At 73.7% G+C, this 17,771-nt stretch carries 16 protein-coding genes, 1 tRNA gene and 1 pseudogene; 9 read left to right on the top strand and 9 right to left on the bottom strand.

Annotated features, from left to right (window positions below):
- Positions 1 to 270: pseudogene (locus ACYVQV_RS14960) on the bottom strand (MarR family transcriptional regulator); the annotation flags it as partial.
- Between the two features lie 145 nt (positions 271 to 415).
- On the opposite strand from ACYVQV_RS14960, the gene icmF reads away from it, so the two are divergent.
- The 3 genes from icmF to ACYVQV_RS14945 all read left to right on the top strand — a co-directional run bounded on the left by icmF (position 416) and on the right by ACYVQV_RS14945 (position 6,597).
- Positions 416 to 3,670 (top strand): fused isobutyryl-CoA mutase/GTPase IcmF, encoded by a 3,255-nt coding sequence (gene icmF / locus ACYVQV_RS14955; protein ID WP_461024102.1) that lies wholly within the window; start codon positions 416 to 418, stop codon positions 3,668 to 3,670.
- Between the two features lie 65 nt (positions 3,671 to 3,735).
- Entirely contained in the window at positions 3,736 to 5,727 is a 1,992-nt protein-coding gene (locus ACYVQV_RS14950; RefSeq protein ID WP_461024101.1) for an acyl-CoA dehydrogenase family protein, read from the top strand.
- Positions 5,728 to 5,796: 69 nt separating this feature from the next.
- Positions 5,797 to 6,597 (top strand): lysophospholipid acyltransferase family protein, encoded by an 801-nt coding sequence (locus ACYVQV_RS14945; protein ID WP_461024100.1) that lies wholly within the window; start codon positions 5,797 to 5,799, stop codon positions 6,595 to 6,597.
- An 18-nt stretch (positions 6,598 to 6,615) separates the two neighbouring features.
- On the opposite strand, the gene ACYVQV_RS14940 is transcribed toward ACYVQV_RS14945, so the two are convergent.
- The 3 genes from ACYVQV_RS14940 to upp all read right to left on the bottom strand — a co-directional run bounded on the left by ACYVQV_RS14940 (position 6,616) and on the right by upp (position 8,333).
- On the bottom strand, positions 6,616 to 7,392 hold the full coding sequence (locus ACYVQV_RS14940) for a PH domain-containing protein (protein ID WP_461024099.1): 777 nt from the start codon (positions 7,390 to 7,392) through the stop codon (positions 6,616 to 6,618).
- Positions 7,393 to 7,394: 2 nt separating this feature from the next.
- Positions 7,395 to 7,562 (bottom strand): hypothetical protein, encoded by a 168-nt coding sequence (locus tag ACYVQV_RS14935; protein ID WP_461024098.1) that lies wholly within the window; start codon positions 7,560 to 7,562, stop codon positions 7,395 to 7,397.
- Positions 7,563 to 7,697: 135 nt separating this feature from the next.
- On the bottom strand, positions 7,698 to 8,333 hold the full coding sequence (gene upp, locus ACYVQV_RS14930) for a uracil phosphoribosyltransferase (protein WP_461024097.1): 636 nt from the start codon (positions 8,331 to 8,333) through the stop codon (positions 7,698 to 7,700).
- A 106-nt stretch (positions 8,334 to 8,439) separates the two neighbouring features.
- Here upp and ACYVQV_RS14925 point away from each other — a divergent pair, with 106 nt between their 5' ends.
- The 3 genes from ACYVQV_RS14925 to ACYVQV_RS14915 all read left to right on the top strand — a co-directional run bounded on the left by ACYVQV_RS14925 (position 8,440) and on the right by ACYVQV_RS14915 (position 9,656).
- Positions 8,440 to 9,018, top strand: coding sequence for a tRNA adenosine deaminase-associated protein (locus tag ACYVQV_RS14925; protein ID WP_461024096.1), 579 nt, complete (start codon positions 8,440 to 8,442; stop codon positions 9,016 to 9,018).
- A gap of 37 nt (positions 9,019 to 9,055) precedes the next feature.
- Positions 9,056 to 9,529 carry a tRNA adenosine(34) deaminase TadA gene (gene tadA, locus ACYVQV_RS14920; protein ID WP_461024095.1) on the top strand — a complete coding sequence of 158 codons (474 nt, stop codon included), beginning with the start codon at positions 9,056 to 9,058 and terminating at the stop codon, positions 9,527 to 9,529.
- Positions 9,530 to 9,566: 37 nt separating this feature from the next.
- Positions 9,567 to 9,656, top strand: a tRNA-Ser gene (locus tag ACYVQV_RS14915).
- 204 nt (positions 9,657 to 9,860) lie between these two features.
- Here the strand turns inward: ACYVQV_RS14915 and katG are convergent.
- The 3 genes from katG to ACYVQV_RS14900 form a co-directional block, all read right to left on the bottom strand.
- Entirely contained in the window at positions 9,861 to 12,056 is a 2,196-nt protein-coding gene (katG, locus tag ACYVQV_RS14910; protein ID WP_461024094.1) for a catalase/peroxidase HPI, read from the bottom strand.
- 63 nt (positions 12,057 to 12,119) lie between these two features.
- Complete coding sequence (locus ACYVQV_RS14905) at positions 12,120 to 12,554, bottom strand: Fur family transcriptional regulator (RefSeq protein ID WP_461024093.1); 435 nt, start codon at positions 12,552 to 12,554, stop codon at positions 12,120 to 12,122.
- Between the two features lie 31 nt (positions 12,555 to 12,585).
- Positions 12,586 to 14,088 (bottom strand): phosphatase PAP2 family protein, encoded by a 1,503-nt coding sequence (locus ACYVQV_RS14900; RefSeq protein WP_461024092.1) that lies wholly within the window; start codon positions 14,086 to 14,088, stop codon positions 12,586 to 12,588.
- Between the two features lie 168 nt (positions 14,089 to 14,256).
- Between ACYVQV_RS14900 and ACYVQV_RS14895 the strand changes: the two genes are divergently transcribed.
- Positions 14,257 to 14,862, top strand: coding sequence for a hypothetical protein (locus ACYVQV_RS14895; RefSeq protein WP_461024091.1), 606 nt, complete (start codon positions 14,257 to 14,259; stop codon positions 14,860 to 14,862).
- A 72-nt stretch (positions 14,863 to 14,934) separates the two neighbouring features.
- Here ACYVQV_RS14895 and ACYVQV_RS14890 read toward each other — a convergent pair whose 3' ends face one another.
- Positions 14,935 to 15,363 (bottom strand): TIGR03668 family PPOX class F420-dependent oxidoreductase, encoded by a 429-nt coding sequence (locus tag ACYVQV_RS14890; RefSeq protein ID WP_461024090.1) that lies wholly within the window; start codon positions 15,361 to 15,363, stop codon positions 14,935 to 14,937.
- Positions 15,364 to 15,457: 94 nt separating this feature from the next.
- On the opposite strand from ACYVQV_RS14890, the gene ACYVQV_RS14885 reads away from it, so the two are divergent.
- Positions 15,458 to 16,585 (top strand): alpha/beta hydrolase, encoded by a 1,128-nt coding sequence (locus tag ACYVQV_RS14885; protein WP_461024089.1) that lies wholly within the window; start codon positions 15,458 to 15,460, stop codon positions 16,583 to 16,585.
- Positions 16,586 to 16,637: 52 nt separating this feature from the next.
- A complete protein-coding gene (locus tag ACYVQV_RS14880; protein WP_461024088.1) occupies positions 16,638 to 16,853 on the top strand; it encodes a hypothetical protein in 216 nt (71 codons plus the stop codon).
- 13 nt (positions 16,854 to 16,866) lie between these two features.
- Here ACYVQV_RS14880 and ACYVQV_RS14875 read toward each other — a convergent pair whose 3' ends face one another.
- The gene (locus ACYVQV_RS14875) at positions 16,867 to 17,559 is read right to left on the bottom strand and encodes a SemiSWEET transporter (RefSeq protein WP_461024087.1); all 693 of its coding nucleotides are present in this window, start codon (positions 17,557 to 17,559) and stop codon (positions 16,867 to 16,869) included.
- Between the last annotated feature and the right edge of the window lie 212 nt (positions 17,560 to 17,771).

Genomic DNA, 17,771 nt, shown 5'->3' with positions numbered 1-17,771 from the left:
CGAGGTCGGGTGCACCATGAGCCGCTCGCCGATCTTGCTCAGCGGCAGCGCCCCGGTCCGGCTGAACGTCAGCAGGACGAGCACCTCGTAGCGGGCGAAGGTGACGTCGAACGGCTTGAGCAGCGCGTCGAGCTCGGCGAGCAGCAGCTGCTGCACCCGCATCACGGAGGTGACGACGCGCATCGCGCCGGCGTCGCCGAAGTGCTCCTCCCAGAGCTCGCCAGCCCGGTCGATCGGGTCGAAGGCGAGCCGCACCTGCGGCGTCGGCATGCGGCGAGGCTAGCAACCGGCGGCTGGCCCCGACCGCCCGCCGGGTGATTCACTAGGACGTCCGAGTATCTGACGTCCGTCGATCCGCCAGGCCGCGACCCGGCCGCCCCGGACGGCGCGCACCCGGCGACCCGAGGAGCACTCGATGGCCACCCGCCAGGACCTGCACGTGCCGGTGAACCCGGTCCGCTTCGTCACCGCCGCGAGCCTGTTCGACGGCCACGACGCGTCGATCAACATCATGCGGCGGATCCTGCAGTCCCAGGGGGCGGAGGTCGTCCACCTCGGCCACAACCGGTCCGTCGAGGAGGTCGTCACCGCGGCGATCCAGGAGGACGTCCAGGGCGTGGCGATCAGCTCCTACCAGGGCGGCCACGTCGAGTACTTCAGCTACCTCGTCGAGCTGCTGCGCGAGCGCGGGTACGGGCACGTGCGCGTGTACGGCGGGGGTGGCGGCGTCATCGTCCCCGACGAGATCGCCCTGCTCCACGAGCGCGGCGTGGCCCGCATCTTCTCCCCGCACGACGGCCAGGAGCTCGGCCTGCCCGGGATGATCAACACGATGGTCGCGGAGTGCGACGCCGACCCCGCGTCGCTGCCCGCGCCGGCCGCCGCGGACGTCCTCGCCGGCGCGCACGCGGCGCTCGCCCGCCTGCTCACCCTCGTGGAGACCGGCGCGATCGACCGCCCCGAGCACGCCGGGCTCAAGGACGAGGTCGCGCAGGCCGCCGGTCGCCGTCGCGTCCCGGTCCTCGGCATCACCGGCACCGGCGGGTCGGGCAAGTCCTCCCTCACCGACGAGCTGGTCCGCCGGATCCGCCTGGACCAGGAGGACAAGCTGCGGGTCGCCGTCCTCGCGGTCGACCCGACGCGCCGCAAGGGCGGTGGGGCGCTGCTCGGCGACCGTATCCGGATGAACAGCCTCACCGGCGACACGGTGTTCTTCCGCAGCCTGGCCACCCGCGGCGCCGACCAGCAGCTGCCCGGCGGCCTGCCCGGCGCGATCGAGGCGTGCAAGGCCGCGGGGTTCGACCTCGTCGTCGTCGAGACGCCGGGCATCGGCCAGGGCGACGCGGCGATCGTGCCGTTCGTCGACGTCCCGCTGTACGTCATGACGCCGGAGTTCGGCGCGGCCAGCCAGCTCGAGAAGATCGACATGCTCGACTACGCCGAGGCCGTGGCGATCAACAAGTTCGAGCGTCGCGGTGCCGCGGACGCGCTGCGGGACGTCGCCCGCCAGCTCGTCCGGAACCGCGAGGCGTTCGGGGTCCCACCGGAGGAGATGCCCGTCTTCGGGACGAGCGCGGCGACGTTCAACGACGACGGCGTGACGGCGCTGTACCTGCACCTGCGGGACCTGCTCGCCGAGCACGGCCTGCCGGCGTCCGAGGGGCGCCTCGCTCCCGTCGGGACGAAGGTGTCGACGCGCACCGAGACGATCATCCCGCCGAACCGGGTCCGTTACCTGGCGGACGTCGCCGAGACGGTCCGCGGCTACCACCGGCGCACCCGCGACCAGGTGGCCGCGGCCCGCCGCCGTCAGCAGCTGCGGGCGGCCCGCGCCGCGCTCGTCGAGGCGGACGCCGACCTCGGCGGGCTGGACGACGTCCTCGCCGAGGCCGAGCGCGGGCTCGACCCGGACGCCGCCGCGCTGCTCGACCGCTGGCCGTCGGTCGTCGAGGACTACTCCGGTGACGAGTACGTCTTCACGGTGCGGGACAAGGAGATCCGCACCCCGCTCACGCGGACGACGCTGTCCGGCAACGACGTCCGGCGCGTCAGCCTGCCCAAGCACGAGGACGACGGCGAGCTGCTGCGCTTCCTGCGCAGCGAGAACCTGCCGGGCCACTTCCCGTTCACCGCAGGCGTGTTCCCGTTCAAGCGGGCGGGTGAGGACCCGGCCCGGATGTTCGCGGGGGAGGGCGACGCGTTCCGCACGAACCGGCGGTTCCGGTACCTGTCGAAGGAGTCCGACGCCAAGCGGCTGTCGACGGCGTTCGACTCGGTCACCCTGTACGGCCGCGACCCGGGCACCAGCCCGGACGTCTACGGCAAGGTCGGCACGTCGGGGGTGTCCATCGCGACGCTCGACGACATGAAGGCGCTGTACGACGGGTTCGACCTGACCAGCCCGACCACGTCGGTGTCGATGACGATCAACGGTCCGGCGCCGACGATCCTGGCGTTCTTCCTCAACACCGCGATCGACCAGCGGCTGGACGCCTTCCGGACCGAGCACGGTCGGGAGCCGACGCCCGACGAGGCGGCCGAGGTGCGGGCGCGGGCGCTGCGGGAGGTCCGCGGCACGGTGCAGGCCGACATCCTCAAGGAGGACCAGGGCCAGAACACGTGCATCTTCTCCACGGAGTTCAGCCTGAAGATGATGGCGGACATCCAGGAGTGGTTCATCGCCAACGAGGTCCGCAACTTCTACTCGGTGTCGATCTCCGGGTACCACATCGCCGAGGCCGGGGCGAACCCCATCAGCCAGCTCGCGTTCACGCTCGCCAACGGCTTCACGTACGTCGAGTCGTACCTGGCGCGCGGCATGTCGATCGACGACTTCGCGCCGAACCTGTCGTTCTTCTTCTCCAACGGGATGGACGCCGAGTACACGGTGATCGGCCGGGTGGCGCGTCGCATCTGGGCGGTCGCGATGCGGGAGCGGTACGGCGCGAACGAGCGGTCGCAGAAGCTGAAGTACCACGTGCAGACGTCGGGGCGGTCCCTGCACGCGCAGGAGATGGACTTCAACGACATCCGGACGACGCTGCAGGCGCTGTGCGCTTTGTACGACAACGCGAACAGCCTGCACACCAACGCCTACGACGAGGCGGTCACGACCCCCACCGAGGCGTCGGTGCGGCGGGCGCTGGCCATCCAGCTCATCATCAACCGCGAGTGGGGCCTGTCGATGAACGAGAACCCGTTGCAGGGCTCGTTCGTCGTGGAGGAGCTGACCGACCTGGTGGAGGAGGCGGTGCTCGCGGAGTTCGAGCGGATCTCCGACCGGGGAGGTGTCCTCGGGGCGATGGAGACCGGCTACCAGCGCGGCCGGATCCAGGACGAGTCGATGCTCTACGAGCAGCGCAAGCACGACGGCTCGCTCCCGCTGATCGGGGTCAACACGTTCCTCGCCGAGCACTCCACGGACGACGTGGAGGAGGTCGAGCTCGCCCGCGCCACCGAGGCGGAGAAGCAGTCCCAGCTCGACCGGCTGGAGCGGTTCCAGACCGAGCACCGCGACGAGGCGCAGGTCGCGCTGCGCCGGCTCCAGGACGCGGCGACGAGCGGCGAGAACGTCTTCGCCGTCCTCATGGACGCCGCGCGGGTCTGCTCGCTGGGCCAGGTCACCGAGGCGCTGTTCGAGGTCGGCGGCCAGTACCGGCGCAACGTCTGAGGCGCGCGGTCGCCCGACCGGCGGACGATGTGACCGTGATCCTCGGTAACGGGTAACCTCCGGGCATGTCGAGCGACACGAGCACCGACGTGACGACCGACAGGGCCGCCGAGGCGGGTCTGCGGACCGCGCTGCGGCGGCACCTGGACGGCCGGTGGGCGGACGTGCGGGACGACGTCCGGCGGCGCGCGGAGGGGACGACGCTGCCGGACCCGACCGCCGACCAGGCCACCTACCGGGCGCAGGTGCGTGACGGCGTCCACCAGCTCGCCGCCACCGGCCGTCCTCGTCTCGGGTTCTCCACCGCCCACGGCGGGCAGGGGGACGTCGGCGGGTCCGTCGTCAGCTTCGAGATGCTCGGGTTCGCCGACCTGTCCCTCGTCGTCCTGTCGGGGGTGCACTGGGGCCTGTTCGGCGGCGCCCTGCAGGCGCTCGGCACCGACCGGCACCACGACCGGCTGCTGGAGCAGGTCATGGACGCCGAGGTCCTCGGCTGCTTCGCGATGACCGAGACGGGCCACGGCTCCGACGTCCAGTCCCTGGGGACGACGGCCACGTACGACCCGTCCACGGGCGAGTTCGACCTGCACACCCCGGACGACCTGTCCCGCAAGGACTACATCGGCGGCGCCGCGCAGAACGCCACGTGGGCGGTCGTGTTCGCCCAGCTGGTCACGGCCGGCCCGGGGGAGGAGCCGCGCAGCCACGGCGTGCACGCCCTGCTGGTTCGGCTGCGCGACGACGACGGCACCGAGCGCGAGGGCATCACCATCACGGACTGCGGCCCCAAGGCGGGTCTGAACGGCGTGGACAACGGGCGGATCGCGTTCGACCACGTCCGGCTCCCGCGCGAGGCGCTGCTCAACCGGTACGGCGACGTCGCCCCCGACGGGTCGTACAGCAGCCCGATCCGCAGCGAGACGCGGCGCTTCTTCACGATGCTCGGCACCCTGGTGCGCGGGCGGATCAGCGTCGCCGGGAGCGCGGGGTCGGCCACGAAGAAGGCCCTGACGATCGCCGTCCGGTACGGGACGGTGCGCCGCCAGTTCCGCCAGCCCGGAGCCGCGGACGAGGTCGTCGTCCTGGACTACCTGGCCCACCAGCGCCGCCTGCTGCCCGCCCTGGCCCGCACGTACGCGCTGCACTTCGCCCAGTGCGACCTGGTCGAGACCCTGCACGAGGTGCACGGGGCGGGCGAGCCGGACGACGTCGCGCAGCGCGAGCTGGAGACCCGGGCCGCGGGGGTCAAGGCCCTGGCGACCTGGCACGCGTCCCGGACGATCCAGACCTGCCGGGAGGCGTGCGGGGGCGCCGGCTACCTGTCGGAGAACCAGCTCGACCGGCTGCGCGCCGACACCGACGTCTACACGACCTTCGAGGGCGACAACACGGTCCTGCTGCAGCTCGTCGCGAAGAGCCTGCTGACGGCGTACCGCGACCACGTCGGCGACCTCGACACCCTGGGGATGGTCCGGTTCGTCGCCGACCAGGTCGTGGAGACCGCGGTGGAGCGCACCGCCGTCCGGGGCCTGATCGGTCGGCTGCGGCGGGTGCGCGGCGGGACGCACGCCGGGATGCTCGACGCCGACTGGCACCTCGAGCTGCTCACCGACCGCGAGGAGCACGTGCTGGGGTCGGTCGCCCGCAGGCTGCGCCGGGCCGCGGGAGCGCAGGGCGCCGAGGCGTTCGACCTGTTCAACGCCGCCCAGGCGCACATGGTCGAGGCCGCGCGCTGCCACGTGGAGCGGGTGCTGCTGGAGGCGTTCACCGCAGCGGTGCGAGCCTGCCCGGACGCGCGGGCTCGGGACCTGCTGGAGAAGGTCCGGGCGCTGCACGCCCTGTCGGAGGTGGAGGAGCACCGGGCCTGGTTCCTCGAGCACGGCCGGATCACCCCTGCGCAGTCGAAGCAGGTCACCACGGCGGTCGACCGGCTGTGCGGGGAGCTGCGCCCGCACGCCCTCGACCTGGTCGAGGCGTTCGGCGTGCCCGAGCCGTGGCTGACCGCCCCCATCGCCACCGGCCGCCAGCCGGGGACGGAGCCGCTGGCGGACCTGTGACGGGGAGGTGACGCGCTCCACGGCGCGCTCGCCTGTCGCGCAGGCCCCGCCTCACCTACGCTCCCGTAGGTGGCCGAACTCGTGTACCCGCCGGTGATCGTCACCGCCAAGACCGCCTTCAAGGCCCTCGGCATGAGGTTCCAGATGTCGGGGTTGGAGAACGTCCCCGCCGAGGGTGGCGTGGTGCTGGCGAGCAACCACGTCAGCTACCTCGACTTCATCTTCGCCGGGCTGGCGCCGTGGGACGCCCACCACCGGCTGACCCGGTTCATGGCCAAGGACGTCGTGTTCGACCACAAGGTCTCCGGCCCGTTGATGCGCGGCATGCACCACATCCCCGTCGACCGCGAGGCCGGCTCGGCGTCGTTCCGCGCGGCGCTGAAGGCCCTGAAGTCCGGGGAGATCGTCGGGGTGTTCCCGGAGGCGACGATCAGCCGGTCGTTCACCGTCAAGGAGCTGAAGTCCGGCGCGGTGCGGATGTCCGCGGCGGCCCGGGTGCCGGTGCTGCCTGTCGCGGTGTGGGGCGGGCAGCGGTTTTGGACGAAGGGCCGGCCCAGGACCTTCCCGCGCGGCCAGACGATCTCCATCGCGGTCGGTGAGCCGTTCTCGGTCGGCACCCGCGACGACATGGACGCCGCGACCGCCGACCTGCGCACACGGCTGCAGGCGCTGCTGGACGGCGTCCAGGCCAGCCACCCGGCGACGGCCCGGCCGGGCCCGGAGGCGTGGTGGCTGCCCGCGCACCTCGGTGGCTCGGCCCCCACGCCGGAGGAGGCGCGGGTCGTGGAGGAGAGGGAGCGCACCGAGCGCGCCGCCCGCCGCGCCGCGCGAAGCGAGCCGGACGCCGGGACGGACGCGCCGCCGGCCTGACGGCCCCTGGTCGGGCCCTCAGTCGTCGCCGGGGTCGTAGTCGTGGTGCTCGGTGTACCGGCGCACGGTCCGTCGCGTCGTCGGCTCGTCCGGCGCGTCGTCGTCCCGGAGGTCTGAGACGTCGACCTCCTCGGTGAGCTGCTCGCCGGTGGAGCGCCGCGCCGGCCGCTCGGGTGGGGCGTCGGCCATCGCCCCGGCGCCGCCGGGACCCCTGGACACCCCCGGGCCGGGTCCGACGAGGACCGGCGTCCCGGTGCCGGGGATCCGGTGCTGCGCGGAGCCGAGGAAGATCTGCCCGCAGATCCGCCGGTACAGCTCGTCGGGGCTGGGCAGGAAGTTGACCGACCGCATCGCCTGGTCCTGGCCGGCGGACTCCAGCACGAACTCGCCGTACCCGAGCAGCCGGCCCGGCACCGACCGGTTGTAGGACAGGTCCGTCACCTTCGCCAGCGGCATCATCGCGACCTTCCGGGTGACGATCCCGTAGGTGAGGATCAGCCGCCGGTCCGTCCCGAGGAACCAGTCGTTGTGGTACTCGGCGAGCCGCCACAGGGCCCGGCCGACCAGGGCGAACCAGCCCCACCACAGCACGTCGACGACGTACGGCAGGTCCCGGGGCAGCGCGTCACCGACGACGGCGACGGCGAGCAGCCCGACGACGGCGGTCACGATGGGCTCGGCCACCACGACCGGGTGGCGGCGCACCGCGAGGACCACCTGCTCCTCGTCCAGCAGGTAGCGCTCGATGTGGCGCGGGGTGTCGAGCCGCTGCTGGCGCCCGGCGCGGCCGAGCACGGCTAACCGGCCAGGAGCGCGTCGAAGAACTCGCCGATGCCGCCGATGATGTCGGCCAGGCCGTTGAACGCCGACCGGACGATGTCAGCGGCCTGGTCGGGGCTCTTGAAGATCGCGTAGATGGCGAAGGCGATCAGGAACCACATGAGCACCTTGCGGGCGCGGTTCACGGGCCGCTCCTTCCAGCAGCAGGCGCACGGAGGGGAAGGTCCGCGCCGGGCCAGTGTGCCGTGCCCGGCGTTGGCCCGTTCGGGCGACGCGCCGCGCGGGCTCGATCGAGGGCCGACACGGATCCGTCGGAGCCCTCAGACGACCCCGTACAGCCGGTCCCCGGCGTCCCCGAGGCCCGGGACGATGTAGCCGAGCTCGTTGAGCCGCTCGTCCAGCGACGCGGTCACGACGGTGACCGGTGCCTCGGCGCCGAACCGGCCCTTGAGCACGTCCACACCCTCGGGAGCCGCGAGCAGGCAGATGGCGGTGACGTCGTCCGCGCCCCTCTCGAAGAGGAAGTCGCAGGCCGCGGCGAGCGTGCCGCCGGTGGCGAGCATCGGGTCCAGCACGTAGCACTGCCGACCGGACAGGTCCTCGGGCAGCCGGGTCGCGTACGTCTCCGCCTGGAGGGTCTGCTCGTCGCGGATCATGCCGAGGAAGCCGACCTCCGCCGTCGGCAGCAGCCGGACCATGCCGTCGAGCATGCCGAGCCCGGCGCGCAGGATCGGCACCACGAGCGGCTTCGGCGAGCTGAGCTTCACCCCGGTGGTCGGGCCCACGGGGGTGGTGATGTCGACGGGCTCGGTGCGCACGTCGCGGGTCGCCTCGTACGCCAGCAGCGTCACCAGCTCGTCCGCGAGCCGGCGGAACGTGGGGGAGTCGGTGCGCTCGTCCCGCAGGGCGGTGAGCTTGTGGGCGACGAGCGGGTGGTCCACGACGTGCAGGCGCATGGGCGCAACCTACCTCCCGGGGCGTGGTGGACGGGCGCGCGACGTGGGCGGGGCGGTGCGCCGGCGGGGGCTGGGCAACCGGGCCGGCATTTGCCACCATGCTGGCGTGTCCTACTTCACCGCGGTGATGGCCTCGGACGGCGACGGGTGGCGTACCCGCGACGTCGACGTCGAGGACGCGGCGAGCCTCGACGACCTCGCGGACTCGCTGCGCGGGCTGAGCCGGGAGGGCGAGCCGGTCCTGGCCGTCATCGAGCACGAGGACGAGTGGTTCGCCCTGGTGCGCGTCGACGGGGACGACGACCCGCGGGTCTTCGTGTCCGACGCGCTCGCGGCGTCCCGGGGGGCCTTCGCCGAGCTGCTGGCACCGGCCACCGACGTCGACGCGCCCTTCGCGGGGGCCGGCGACGACGAGGACGACGACGGGGTGGTCACGGTCGACGACGACGACCCGGACGGGACGGCAGCCGAGGCCGAGGAGGACGTCGACCTCGGGGACCTGGACGGCGACGACCCGGAGCCGCCGCCCCCGTGGGCGGGGCACACCGACCTGCTGGCCGACAAGGGGGTCGACCCCACCCACCTGGTGGACCTGTGCGAGAAGAACCCCGACGACCCGGCGGCCGTCCTGGCGGACATCGGCGAGCGGGCCGGCTTCGACGAGCTCCTGGAGGCGCTGCGGTGACCTCCGCCCGCCGTTCCGGGTGCGGCGGGCGGCGCCGGTGAGGGCGTCCACCTCGGACGACGCGCTGGTCGCCCTCGCCCTGGAGCGCGCCCGGTTGGCGGCGCTGACCGGCGACGTCCCGATCGGGGCCGTCGTCGTCACCGCCGACGGCGAGCTGGTCGGGGAGGGCGTCAACGCCCGGGAGGCCTGGGGCGACCCGACGGCCCACGCCGAGGTCGTCGCGATCCGCCAGGCCGCCCAGGCGCTCGGGTCGTGGCGGCTGGAGGGCTGCACCCTGGCGGTGACCCTGGAGCCGTGCACGATGTGCGCCGGCGCGATCGTCCTGGCCCGGGTGCCACGGCTGGTCCTCGGCGCGTGGGACCCGAAGGCGGGGGCGACGGGGTCGCTGTGGGACGTCGTCCGGGACCGCCGGCTCAACCACCGCGTCGAGGTCGTGGGCGGCGTCCGCGAGGCCGAGTGCGGGGCCCTGCTGCGGGACTTCTTCGCCACCCACCGGGACGCCGGCACCTGATTTCTGCTCCCGTCTGGGGACCGGTACCCTCGTCCGCGGTGGCGTGTCCGAGCGGCCTAAGGAGCGCGCCTCGAAAGCGCGTGTGGGTGCAAGCCCACCGTGGGTTCAAATCCCACCGCCACCGCCATGTGCGTCAGCCCCCGCCCCGGGTTCTGGGGCGGGGGCTGACGCACATCTCGCCGCTGGGGGATGTGGGAGAGCGAGCGTCAGCGAGCGACGGCTCGCACAGCCACCCGCCCGCCGGGCAACGCGAACGGCGCAGCTCCGGTGCCTGTGAGGCACCGGAACTGCGCCGTCGTTCGCGCTGCGCCCGGACCGGCCGGGCCGGTGGTCAGCGCAGGCCGGGGACGTCGAACCGGTCGAGGTTCATGACCTTGTCCCACGCCTGGACGAAGTCGCGCACGAACTTCTCCTGCGCGTCGTCCTGGGCGTAGACCTCGGCGATGGCCCGCAGCTGCGAGTTGGCACCGAAGACCAGGTCGACGGCGGTCGCCGTCCGGACGACCTCGCCGGTGGCGCGGTCGCGGCCCTCGAACACGTTCTCCTCGGCGGCGCCGTGCCACTCGACGCCCATGTCGAGCAGGGTGACGAAGAAGTCGTTCGTCAGGACGCCGGTGCGGTCGGTGAACACGCCGTGGGAGGTGCCACCGGTGTTCGCGCCGAGCGCCCGCATCCCGGCGACGAGCACGCTCATCTCCGGTGCGCTGAGCTCGAGCATGTTGGCGCGGTCGAGCAGCAGCGTCTCCGGCTGCAGCTTCTCGCCGGGCCTGAGGTAGTTGCGGAACCCGTCGGCCCGCGGCTCCATCACGGAGAACGACTCGACGTCCGTCTGGTCCTGGCTGGCGTCGGTGCGGCCGGGGGTGAACGGCACGGTGACGTCGACCCCGGCGTCGCGGGCGGCCTTCTCGACCGCTGCGCAGCCGCCGAGGACGATGAGGTCGGCCAGCGAGACCTTCGTGGCGCCCTGGGAGTCGAACTCGGTCTTGACGCCCTCGAGGGCGGCGACGACCGCGTCGATCTCGGCGGCGTCGTTGGACCCCCAGCTGCGCTGCGGCTCGAGCCGGATGCGGGCGCCGTTCGCTCCACCGCGCTTGTCGGTGGTGCGGTAGCTGGCGGCGGCGGCCCACGCGGTGCGGACCAGCGCCTGCGGGCTGACGCCGCTGGCGAGGACCTGCTCCTTGAGGCGGGCGACGTCCGCGTCGTCCACGAGCTCGTGGTCGACGGCCGGGACCGGGTCCTGCCAGATCTGCGGCTCGGGCACCCACGGTCCGAGGTAGCGGGAGACCGGGCCCATGTCGCGGTGCAGCAGCTTGAACCAGGCGCGGGCGAACGCGTCGCCGAAGGCGACGGGGTCGTCCTTGAAGCGCCGGGAGATCTTGTCGTACTCGGGGTCCATCCGCAGCGCCAGGTCGGACGTCAGCATCCGCGGCTCGCGGCGCGGGTCGCCCTCGTGCGCACCGGGCACCATGTCGGCGCCGGCCCCGTTCTTGGGCCGCCACTGCTTGGCGCCGGCGGGGGACTCCATGAGCTCCCACTCGTAGGCGTAGAGGATGTGGAAGAACTCGTTGTCCCAGCGGGTCGGGTGGTAGGTCCAGGTGACCTCGAGGCCGGAGGTGATCTGGTCCTTGCCCTTGCCGGTGCCGTAGCTGGACCGCCAGCCGAGGCCCTGCTCCTCCAGCGGGGCCGCCTCCGGCTCGGGGCCGACGTTCTCGGCCGGCCCGGCGCCGTGGGTCTTGCCGAAGGTGTGGCCGCCGGCGATGAGGGCGACGGTCTCCTCGTCGTTCATCGCCATCCGGCGGAACGTCTCGCGGATGTCGCGCGCGGACGCCAGCGGGTCGGGGTTGCCGTTGGGGCCCTCGGGGTTGACGTAGATCAGGCCCATCTGGACGGCGCCCAGCGGCCCGGAGAGCTCGCGGTCGCCGCTGTACCGCTCGTCGCCGAGCCAGGTGTCCTCGGGACCCCAGAAGATCTCCTCGGGCTCGAAGATGTCCTGGCGGCCGAAGCCGAAGCCGAAGGTGCGGAAGCCCATCGACTCCAGCGCCACGTTGCCGGCGAGGACGAGCAGGTCGGCCCACGAGATCTTGTTGCCGTACTTCTTCTTGACCGGCCACAGCAGGCGGCGGGCCTTGTCGAGGTTGACGTTGTCCGGCCAGCTGTTCAGCGGGGCGAACCGCTGGGAGCCGTCGCCGGCGCCGCCCCGGCCGTCCTCGATCCGGTAGGTGCCGGCGGCGTGCCAGCTGAGGCGGATCATCAGACCGCCGTAGTGGCCGAAGTCCGCCGGCCACCAGTCCTGCGAGTTCGTCATGACGGCCTCGACGTCGCGCTTGAGCTCCTCGACGTCGAGGGTGGCGAAGGCCGCCGCGTAGTCGAAGTCGTCACCGAGCGGGGTGGACCGCGGGGAGTGCTGGTGCAGCACCTTCAGGTCGAGCTGGTTGGGCCACCAGTCCCTGTTGGTGCGGGGGCGGTGCGCCTTCGGCTCGGGTGCCGGGATGGCTGGGTTCTCGCTCTCGCTGCCGTGCTCGGACACGTCGGCGGTCCTCTCTCGTGGGCTGGTGTGGAACTCGTGGTGCCGCCTGGGGGCGGCACCGGGTCAGGCGACGGTGTCGCCCGAGTCGCAGGTGGGGCACAGGCCCCAGTAGGTGACCTCGGCCTCGTCGACGCGGAAGCCGTTGCCGTCGGACGCCGTCAGGCAGGGTGCGTGCCCGACGGCGCAGTCCACGTCGGCGATCGCGCCGCAGGACCGGCACACGACGTGGTGGTGGTTGTCACCCACGCGGGTCTCGTAGCGTGCGACGGACCCGGCGGGCTGGATGCGGCGCAGCAGCCCGGCGGCGGTCAGTGCCCGCAGGACGTCGTACACGGCCTGGTGGGACACCTCCGGCAGGTTGCGCCGGACGGCGCCGATGACGGTGTCGGTGTCGGCGTGAGGCAGGTCGTGCACGACCTCCAGGACGGCCAGCCGCTGACGGGTGACGCGCAGGGACGCCTCCCGCAGCATCTGCTGGTAGTCGGTGGTGGTCGGCACGTGGCCACTATGGCCCAACATCTTGAACGAATCAAGATCGCGGGCTGCCTCCGACGTGCTCGCCGGTGTCCGCGGTCGGCAGGTGCCCGCGTGCGTCCCCGCGTGCCGTCCGGCCCGGACGGAGAACCGCCCACGTGACGGTCAGCCAGGCGCTGGCGTAGAGCAGGCTCCCCACGACGTCGGTCGGGTGGTGCACGCCCCGGTAGAGCCTCGACCAGGCCACGAGCACCACCGCGACCACCGCGACCACCGTCGCGACCCGTCCCACCGTGGAGCGGCCGAACGCCCGCACCAGGAGGGCGATGCCGCCGTAGGTCACCACCGCAGCGGCCACGTGCCCGGAGGGGAAGGAGGCCGTCGGGGGCAGGTCGGCGCTCAGGCGTTCGACGTCGGGACGGCTGCGGTCCACGATCGTCGACGCCGCGAGGAACAGGACGGTCTCCCCGACAGGCAGCAGCACCAGGAAGACGGAAGGGGTCCAACGCCGGGTCACGGCCAGGGCGATCGCCGTGGCGGCGACGGTGACCACGACGACCCCGCGAGTGCCTCCGAGGGCGCCCACGGCGACGGCCACGTCGTCGAGCACCGGCGTGCGGTGCTGCGCCAACCACGTGACCACCGTGTGGTCGAACGCCCCGAGCGTCGGCTGCAACGGCCCGGTGACGAGCAGCCCGACGCCGACCAGGGCACCCCAGACCAGGACCGCAGCCGCGACCAGCACGGCGGCGCTGCGCGCGCCGTGGGGCAGGACGTGCTCCCCGGCGGGCGCGGGGCGGAGCGTGGGCCGGGCCTCGACCTCCAGACCCTGGACGACGGCGGGCTGGTGCGCCTCGTCCGCGGGTTGCAGGTGGCGGAAGGCGGCCACGGTGACGGCGAGCCACACCACCCCCAGGCTCCAGCCACCGAGCACGTCGGAGGGGAAGTGCACGCCCAGCGCGATGCGCGTGAGGCCCACCGCGCCGACCATCGCGGCCGTGGCGGCGAAGGCCCATCCCCGGGCCCTGCGCGGCAGCAGCGGGAGGAAGACCAGGAGCAGGACCCCGTACGTCACCGTCGACCCGAGCGCGTGGCCGCTGGGGAAGCTCGGGTCGTGCGACATCGCGACGGGCTCGTCGACCACCGGTCGCACGCGCTCGACCAGGGCCTTGAGGCCGTTGCTCAGCACCGCGGCCCCCAGGCCGGTCCCGGCGACGTACAGCGCCAGCAGCGGGAGCCGGCGCAGCAGCAGCCACACCACCACCAGCGGCAGCACCAACCACGACGCCTCCGTGCCTCCCAGGTCGGTGACGAACCGCAGCGCGGTCACGAGCCACTCGCGACTGCTGACGACGGTGTTGAGCGCGTCGACGACGGCCTGGTCGAACCGGTACAGCGGCGCCCAGCCGGCGGCGACCAGAACCAGCAGCACGGTGAAGGTGACCGCAGCGAGGGCCACGGCGGCGCGCGCCGCGTGCACGCGCGGAGGCAGCGCCCCGGGTCCGCCCCGCCGGGGGGCGCCCTCGACGGCGGGTTCCGGTCGGTCCAGGCGGTCCACAGCTCCTCCACGCACCGGGTGGGGGTCGGTCCGACGGGCTCGATGGCCTCGCCAGCGTCGGCGGGCGGCTACCTCCACCCTGCCGGGCGACGCGCCGGGCCGCGATCCGGCCTGCTCCGTCGCGGTCGTGACGGTGCGACCGCTGCCACCGGTTGCTAGCGTCGAGGCATGACCCGACACGCGACCGGGGTGGTCGCGCTGGGTCTCGTCCTCGCCGCGTGCGGCGCGGAGGGCGACGGCGCACCCGCCCCCACCGAGACCACGACCACGGTGACGGCGACACCGACCGGGACCCCGACCACGACACCCACGCAGGACGGTCCGGAACTGACGCGGTGCGACAACCCCGAGGGGTTCAGCATCGCCTACCCCGAGGACTGGTCCACGAACAGCGGCGACGTGGTCGCGGCCTGCTCGCAGTTCCACCCCGAGCCGTTCGACGTCCCAGCGGGCACCGACGAACGCGTCGCCGCCGTGGTGGCCTACGTCGACCCCGTCCCCTTCGACGTCGCGACCGACCCCGGCGCCGCCACGGACGTCGACCGGACGCCGACCACCGTCGACGGCAGGCAGGCGGTGCGGCTGGAGTACACGGCCACGGGAGACGCCCTGTGGCCGGCGGGCACCCCCGTGACGCTGTACGCGGTCGACCTGACGACCGAGTCGCAGGATCGGACGCTGTTCCTCACGACGGTCGGGACGCCGGACATGCAGTACGAGCAGAACCAGGACGTCCTCGACCGCATGGTGGGGACGCTGGAGCTCGACGGCTGAGACCGGCCCCGGGGCGGTGGGCACAGCCGGTCCGCCGGAACGGCCACGACTCGCCGGTACCGCCCCGCAGTGTCATTGCGCGGACCACCCCACCCACCGCCGCACCGAGACGACGAGCACCGGTCCCTCGGGGCGACGAGCCCGGTACGGCGCGTGCCGGGCGACGAGGGCGTTCACGGCCGCAGCCGCCGTGGGGTCGTCGGGAGGCAGCACGACTCCCGTGCCGTCCGCGCGCACCCACCACAGGCGCGACCAGTCGTCGTCCCAGTGGTCGACCAGCAGGCTCACCCGGGGTTCGGCGGCGACGTTCCGCAGCCGCTGCAGGTCCGTCGCCCGCTTCGGCTTGTGGTCCACGGCGCTGACGACGACGTCGCGGCCCTCGGCGTCGACGTCCAGCGCGACGACGACGGGGACGGTGTGCGGTCCGCCGTCCGGCCGGACCGTCGCCAGCCGCGCGACCGGTGCCGCCCCGAAGCGTCGCCTCGCCTCCGCCTGCTCCACCCACTGATCGTCAGACCGTCCTGGGGGTGATCACCACCGGAACGGTCTGACGATCAGTCGCAGCAGGAGGGGACGGCGTGGTAGGAGAGTCGCCGTGCCCCTCTCCCAGACCGCCCTCGCCCTCGGCGTGCGCGCCCTGCTCGCCCTCCCGCCCCGCGTCCAGCTCGCGCTCGCGGGCGGCCGGCCACGCCGTGGGGACGACGGGGAGCTCGACCCCGGGCTGCAGCTCCTGCTCGCCGCCCAGTCCCGGCGCGGCCGCGAGGGCCTGACCCAGGCGGACGTCGCGCAGGCCCGCGCCGACCGCGCCGCGGACGGCGGGATGCTCGTACCGCGGCGCACCCCCGTCGGGTCGGTCCGCGACCTCACCGTGGACGGCGCGAGCGGGCCGCTGCCCGCCCGGCACTACCGGCCGCCCGTGGACGCCGCCCGTGAGCTCGTCGACGACCGGCCCGCTCCGCTGCTCGTCTACCTGCACGGCGGCGGCTTCGTCTTCGGCGACCTGGACGGCGTCGACGAGCCGTGCCGGCTGCTGTGCCGGCACGCCGGTGTGCACGTGCTGTCGGTCGACTACCGGCTGGCACCCGAGGACCCCTTCCCCGCCGGGCCGGACGACGCGGTCGCTGCCCTGCGCTGGGCACACGAGAACGCCGCCGCGCTCGGGGCCGACCCGTCGCGGGTCGGCGTCGGCGGTGACAGCGCGGGCGCCAACCTCGCCACCGTGGCCGCCCTCGACACCCGCGGCACGCCGTGGGCGCCGGTCGCGCAGGTGCTCGTCTACCCGGTGACGGACTCCTCCCGACGCCACCCGTCCCGGGAGCGGTTCGCCGAGGGCTTCCTGCTCACCGACGCCGACATGACGTGGTTCGAGGGGCACTACGAGGGCTCGTCGCAGGCCACCCACCCGCGGCGCTCGCCGCTGCTGACCGAGGACCTCGGGGGCGCCGCGCCGGCCGCGCTGGTCACGGCCGCGTTCGACCCGCTGCGGGACGAGGGCGAGGCGTACGCCGGCAGGCTGGCCGACGCCGGGGTCCCGGTGACCGCCTGGCGGGTGCCGTCGCTGGTGCACGGGTTCCTCGCGTTCGCCGCGGTCCACCGACCGTCGCGCGACGCGACGCTCCAGCTCGCCGGGGTGGTCCGGTCGCTGCTGCACGGTGGTGGTCGCGCCAGCACGGGAGCCGCCGGCACGGGCGCGGACGCCGCGCGTACCGGCGCAGCGGGGTGAGGGCGCCGGCCCGGGGCTGGTGCGGCGCCCGCCGCGCGACCAGGATGGGGCCATGACGACGCAGCCCGCCCACGAGAACCCGTTCGACGCCGTCGGGGTGGCCGACCCGGACCGGTTGTCCGCGGGGGGCAGCAACCAGTACGGCACGCTGCCGGCGTACTACCCGCTGGAGGAGACCGTCGCCGAGCACCCGGTCCCGGACCCGTCCGGTCCGGTGGGTGGGCCGGACGACGGCGGTGCCGGCGCCGCGGACGGGGACGGCGACTGACGGCGCGGCCGCGTCAGGCCGTGAGCGCGACGTCCTGCGCCGTGAGGCCGGCGTTCGGGACGACCAGCGCCGCCCCGACGCGGCGGCTGCGCGCGGTCACGAGCAGCACGCCGCAGACCACCAGCGCGGCGACGAGCGCGGTGGTCGCCGAGGTCCACACCGCCGGCTGCCCGGTGAGCACGCCGTAGACGAGCCAGGTGGTGTTCGCCGACGCACTGAGCACCCACCGCGCGGGGGACAGGCCCGATAGGTCCTGACCGGGGTCGCGCAGCAGCGCGAGCGGCTGCGGCACGCACGCGAGCGTGTTGACCGCCGAGATGACCAGACCGAACGTCAGCCCGACGGCGACCGGGTCGACACCCGGCAGCAGCGCGGCGACCAGCACGGCCGCTGCGCCGAGCAGCAGCAGCGCGGCACCCCCGCCGGAGAGCAGCAGCGAACGGGGCGAGCGCAGCGCCGGCTGCGTGACCAGCAGGGCGACGAGGATCGCCAGGCTCGCGACGAGCGCCGCCGCGTTCGTGGCGACCTGCGCGGTGTCCGAGAGCAGCACCCCGTACAGCAGCCAGCACGCGCTCAGCGCGACACCGAGCCAGCAGGCGGTCGCCGACAGGCCGGAGGTGCGGCGCTGCAGGCACGAGCGCCACACCTGGGGCCAGAGCAGGCTGATCGAGAGGGTGGTGGCGAGCCACCCGAGGAGCACGGTCACGACGGGTCCGTCCTGGGTCACGAGTCGGTGCGGGGAGGGGTGGTCGCCCCACGTCCCGGGGGCTCGGCGGCGGGCGCCCGGTGCGGCTGCGGACGCAGGCACGACGGACCCGCCGGAGCGTGCCGGCTCGAGATCGTGGGATGACCAGTCAGAGCATCGGCACACCGGCGTCGCAGTTCAGTGCAGGGCACTCTTTCGGCTCAGAGACGCCC

The sequence above is a fragment of the Thalassiella azotivora genome (assembly GCF_054781695.1).
This window is presented reverse-complemented; position numbering and strand designations above follow the sequence as displayed.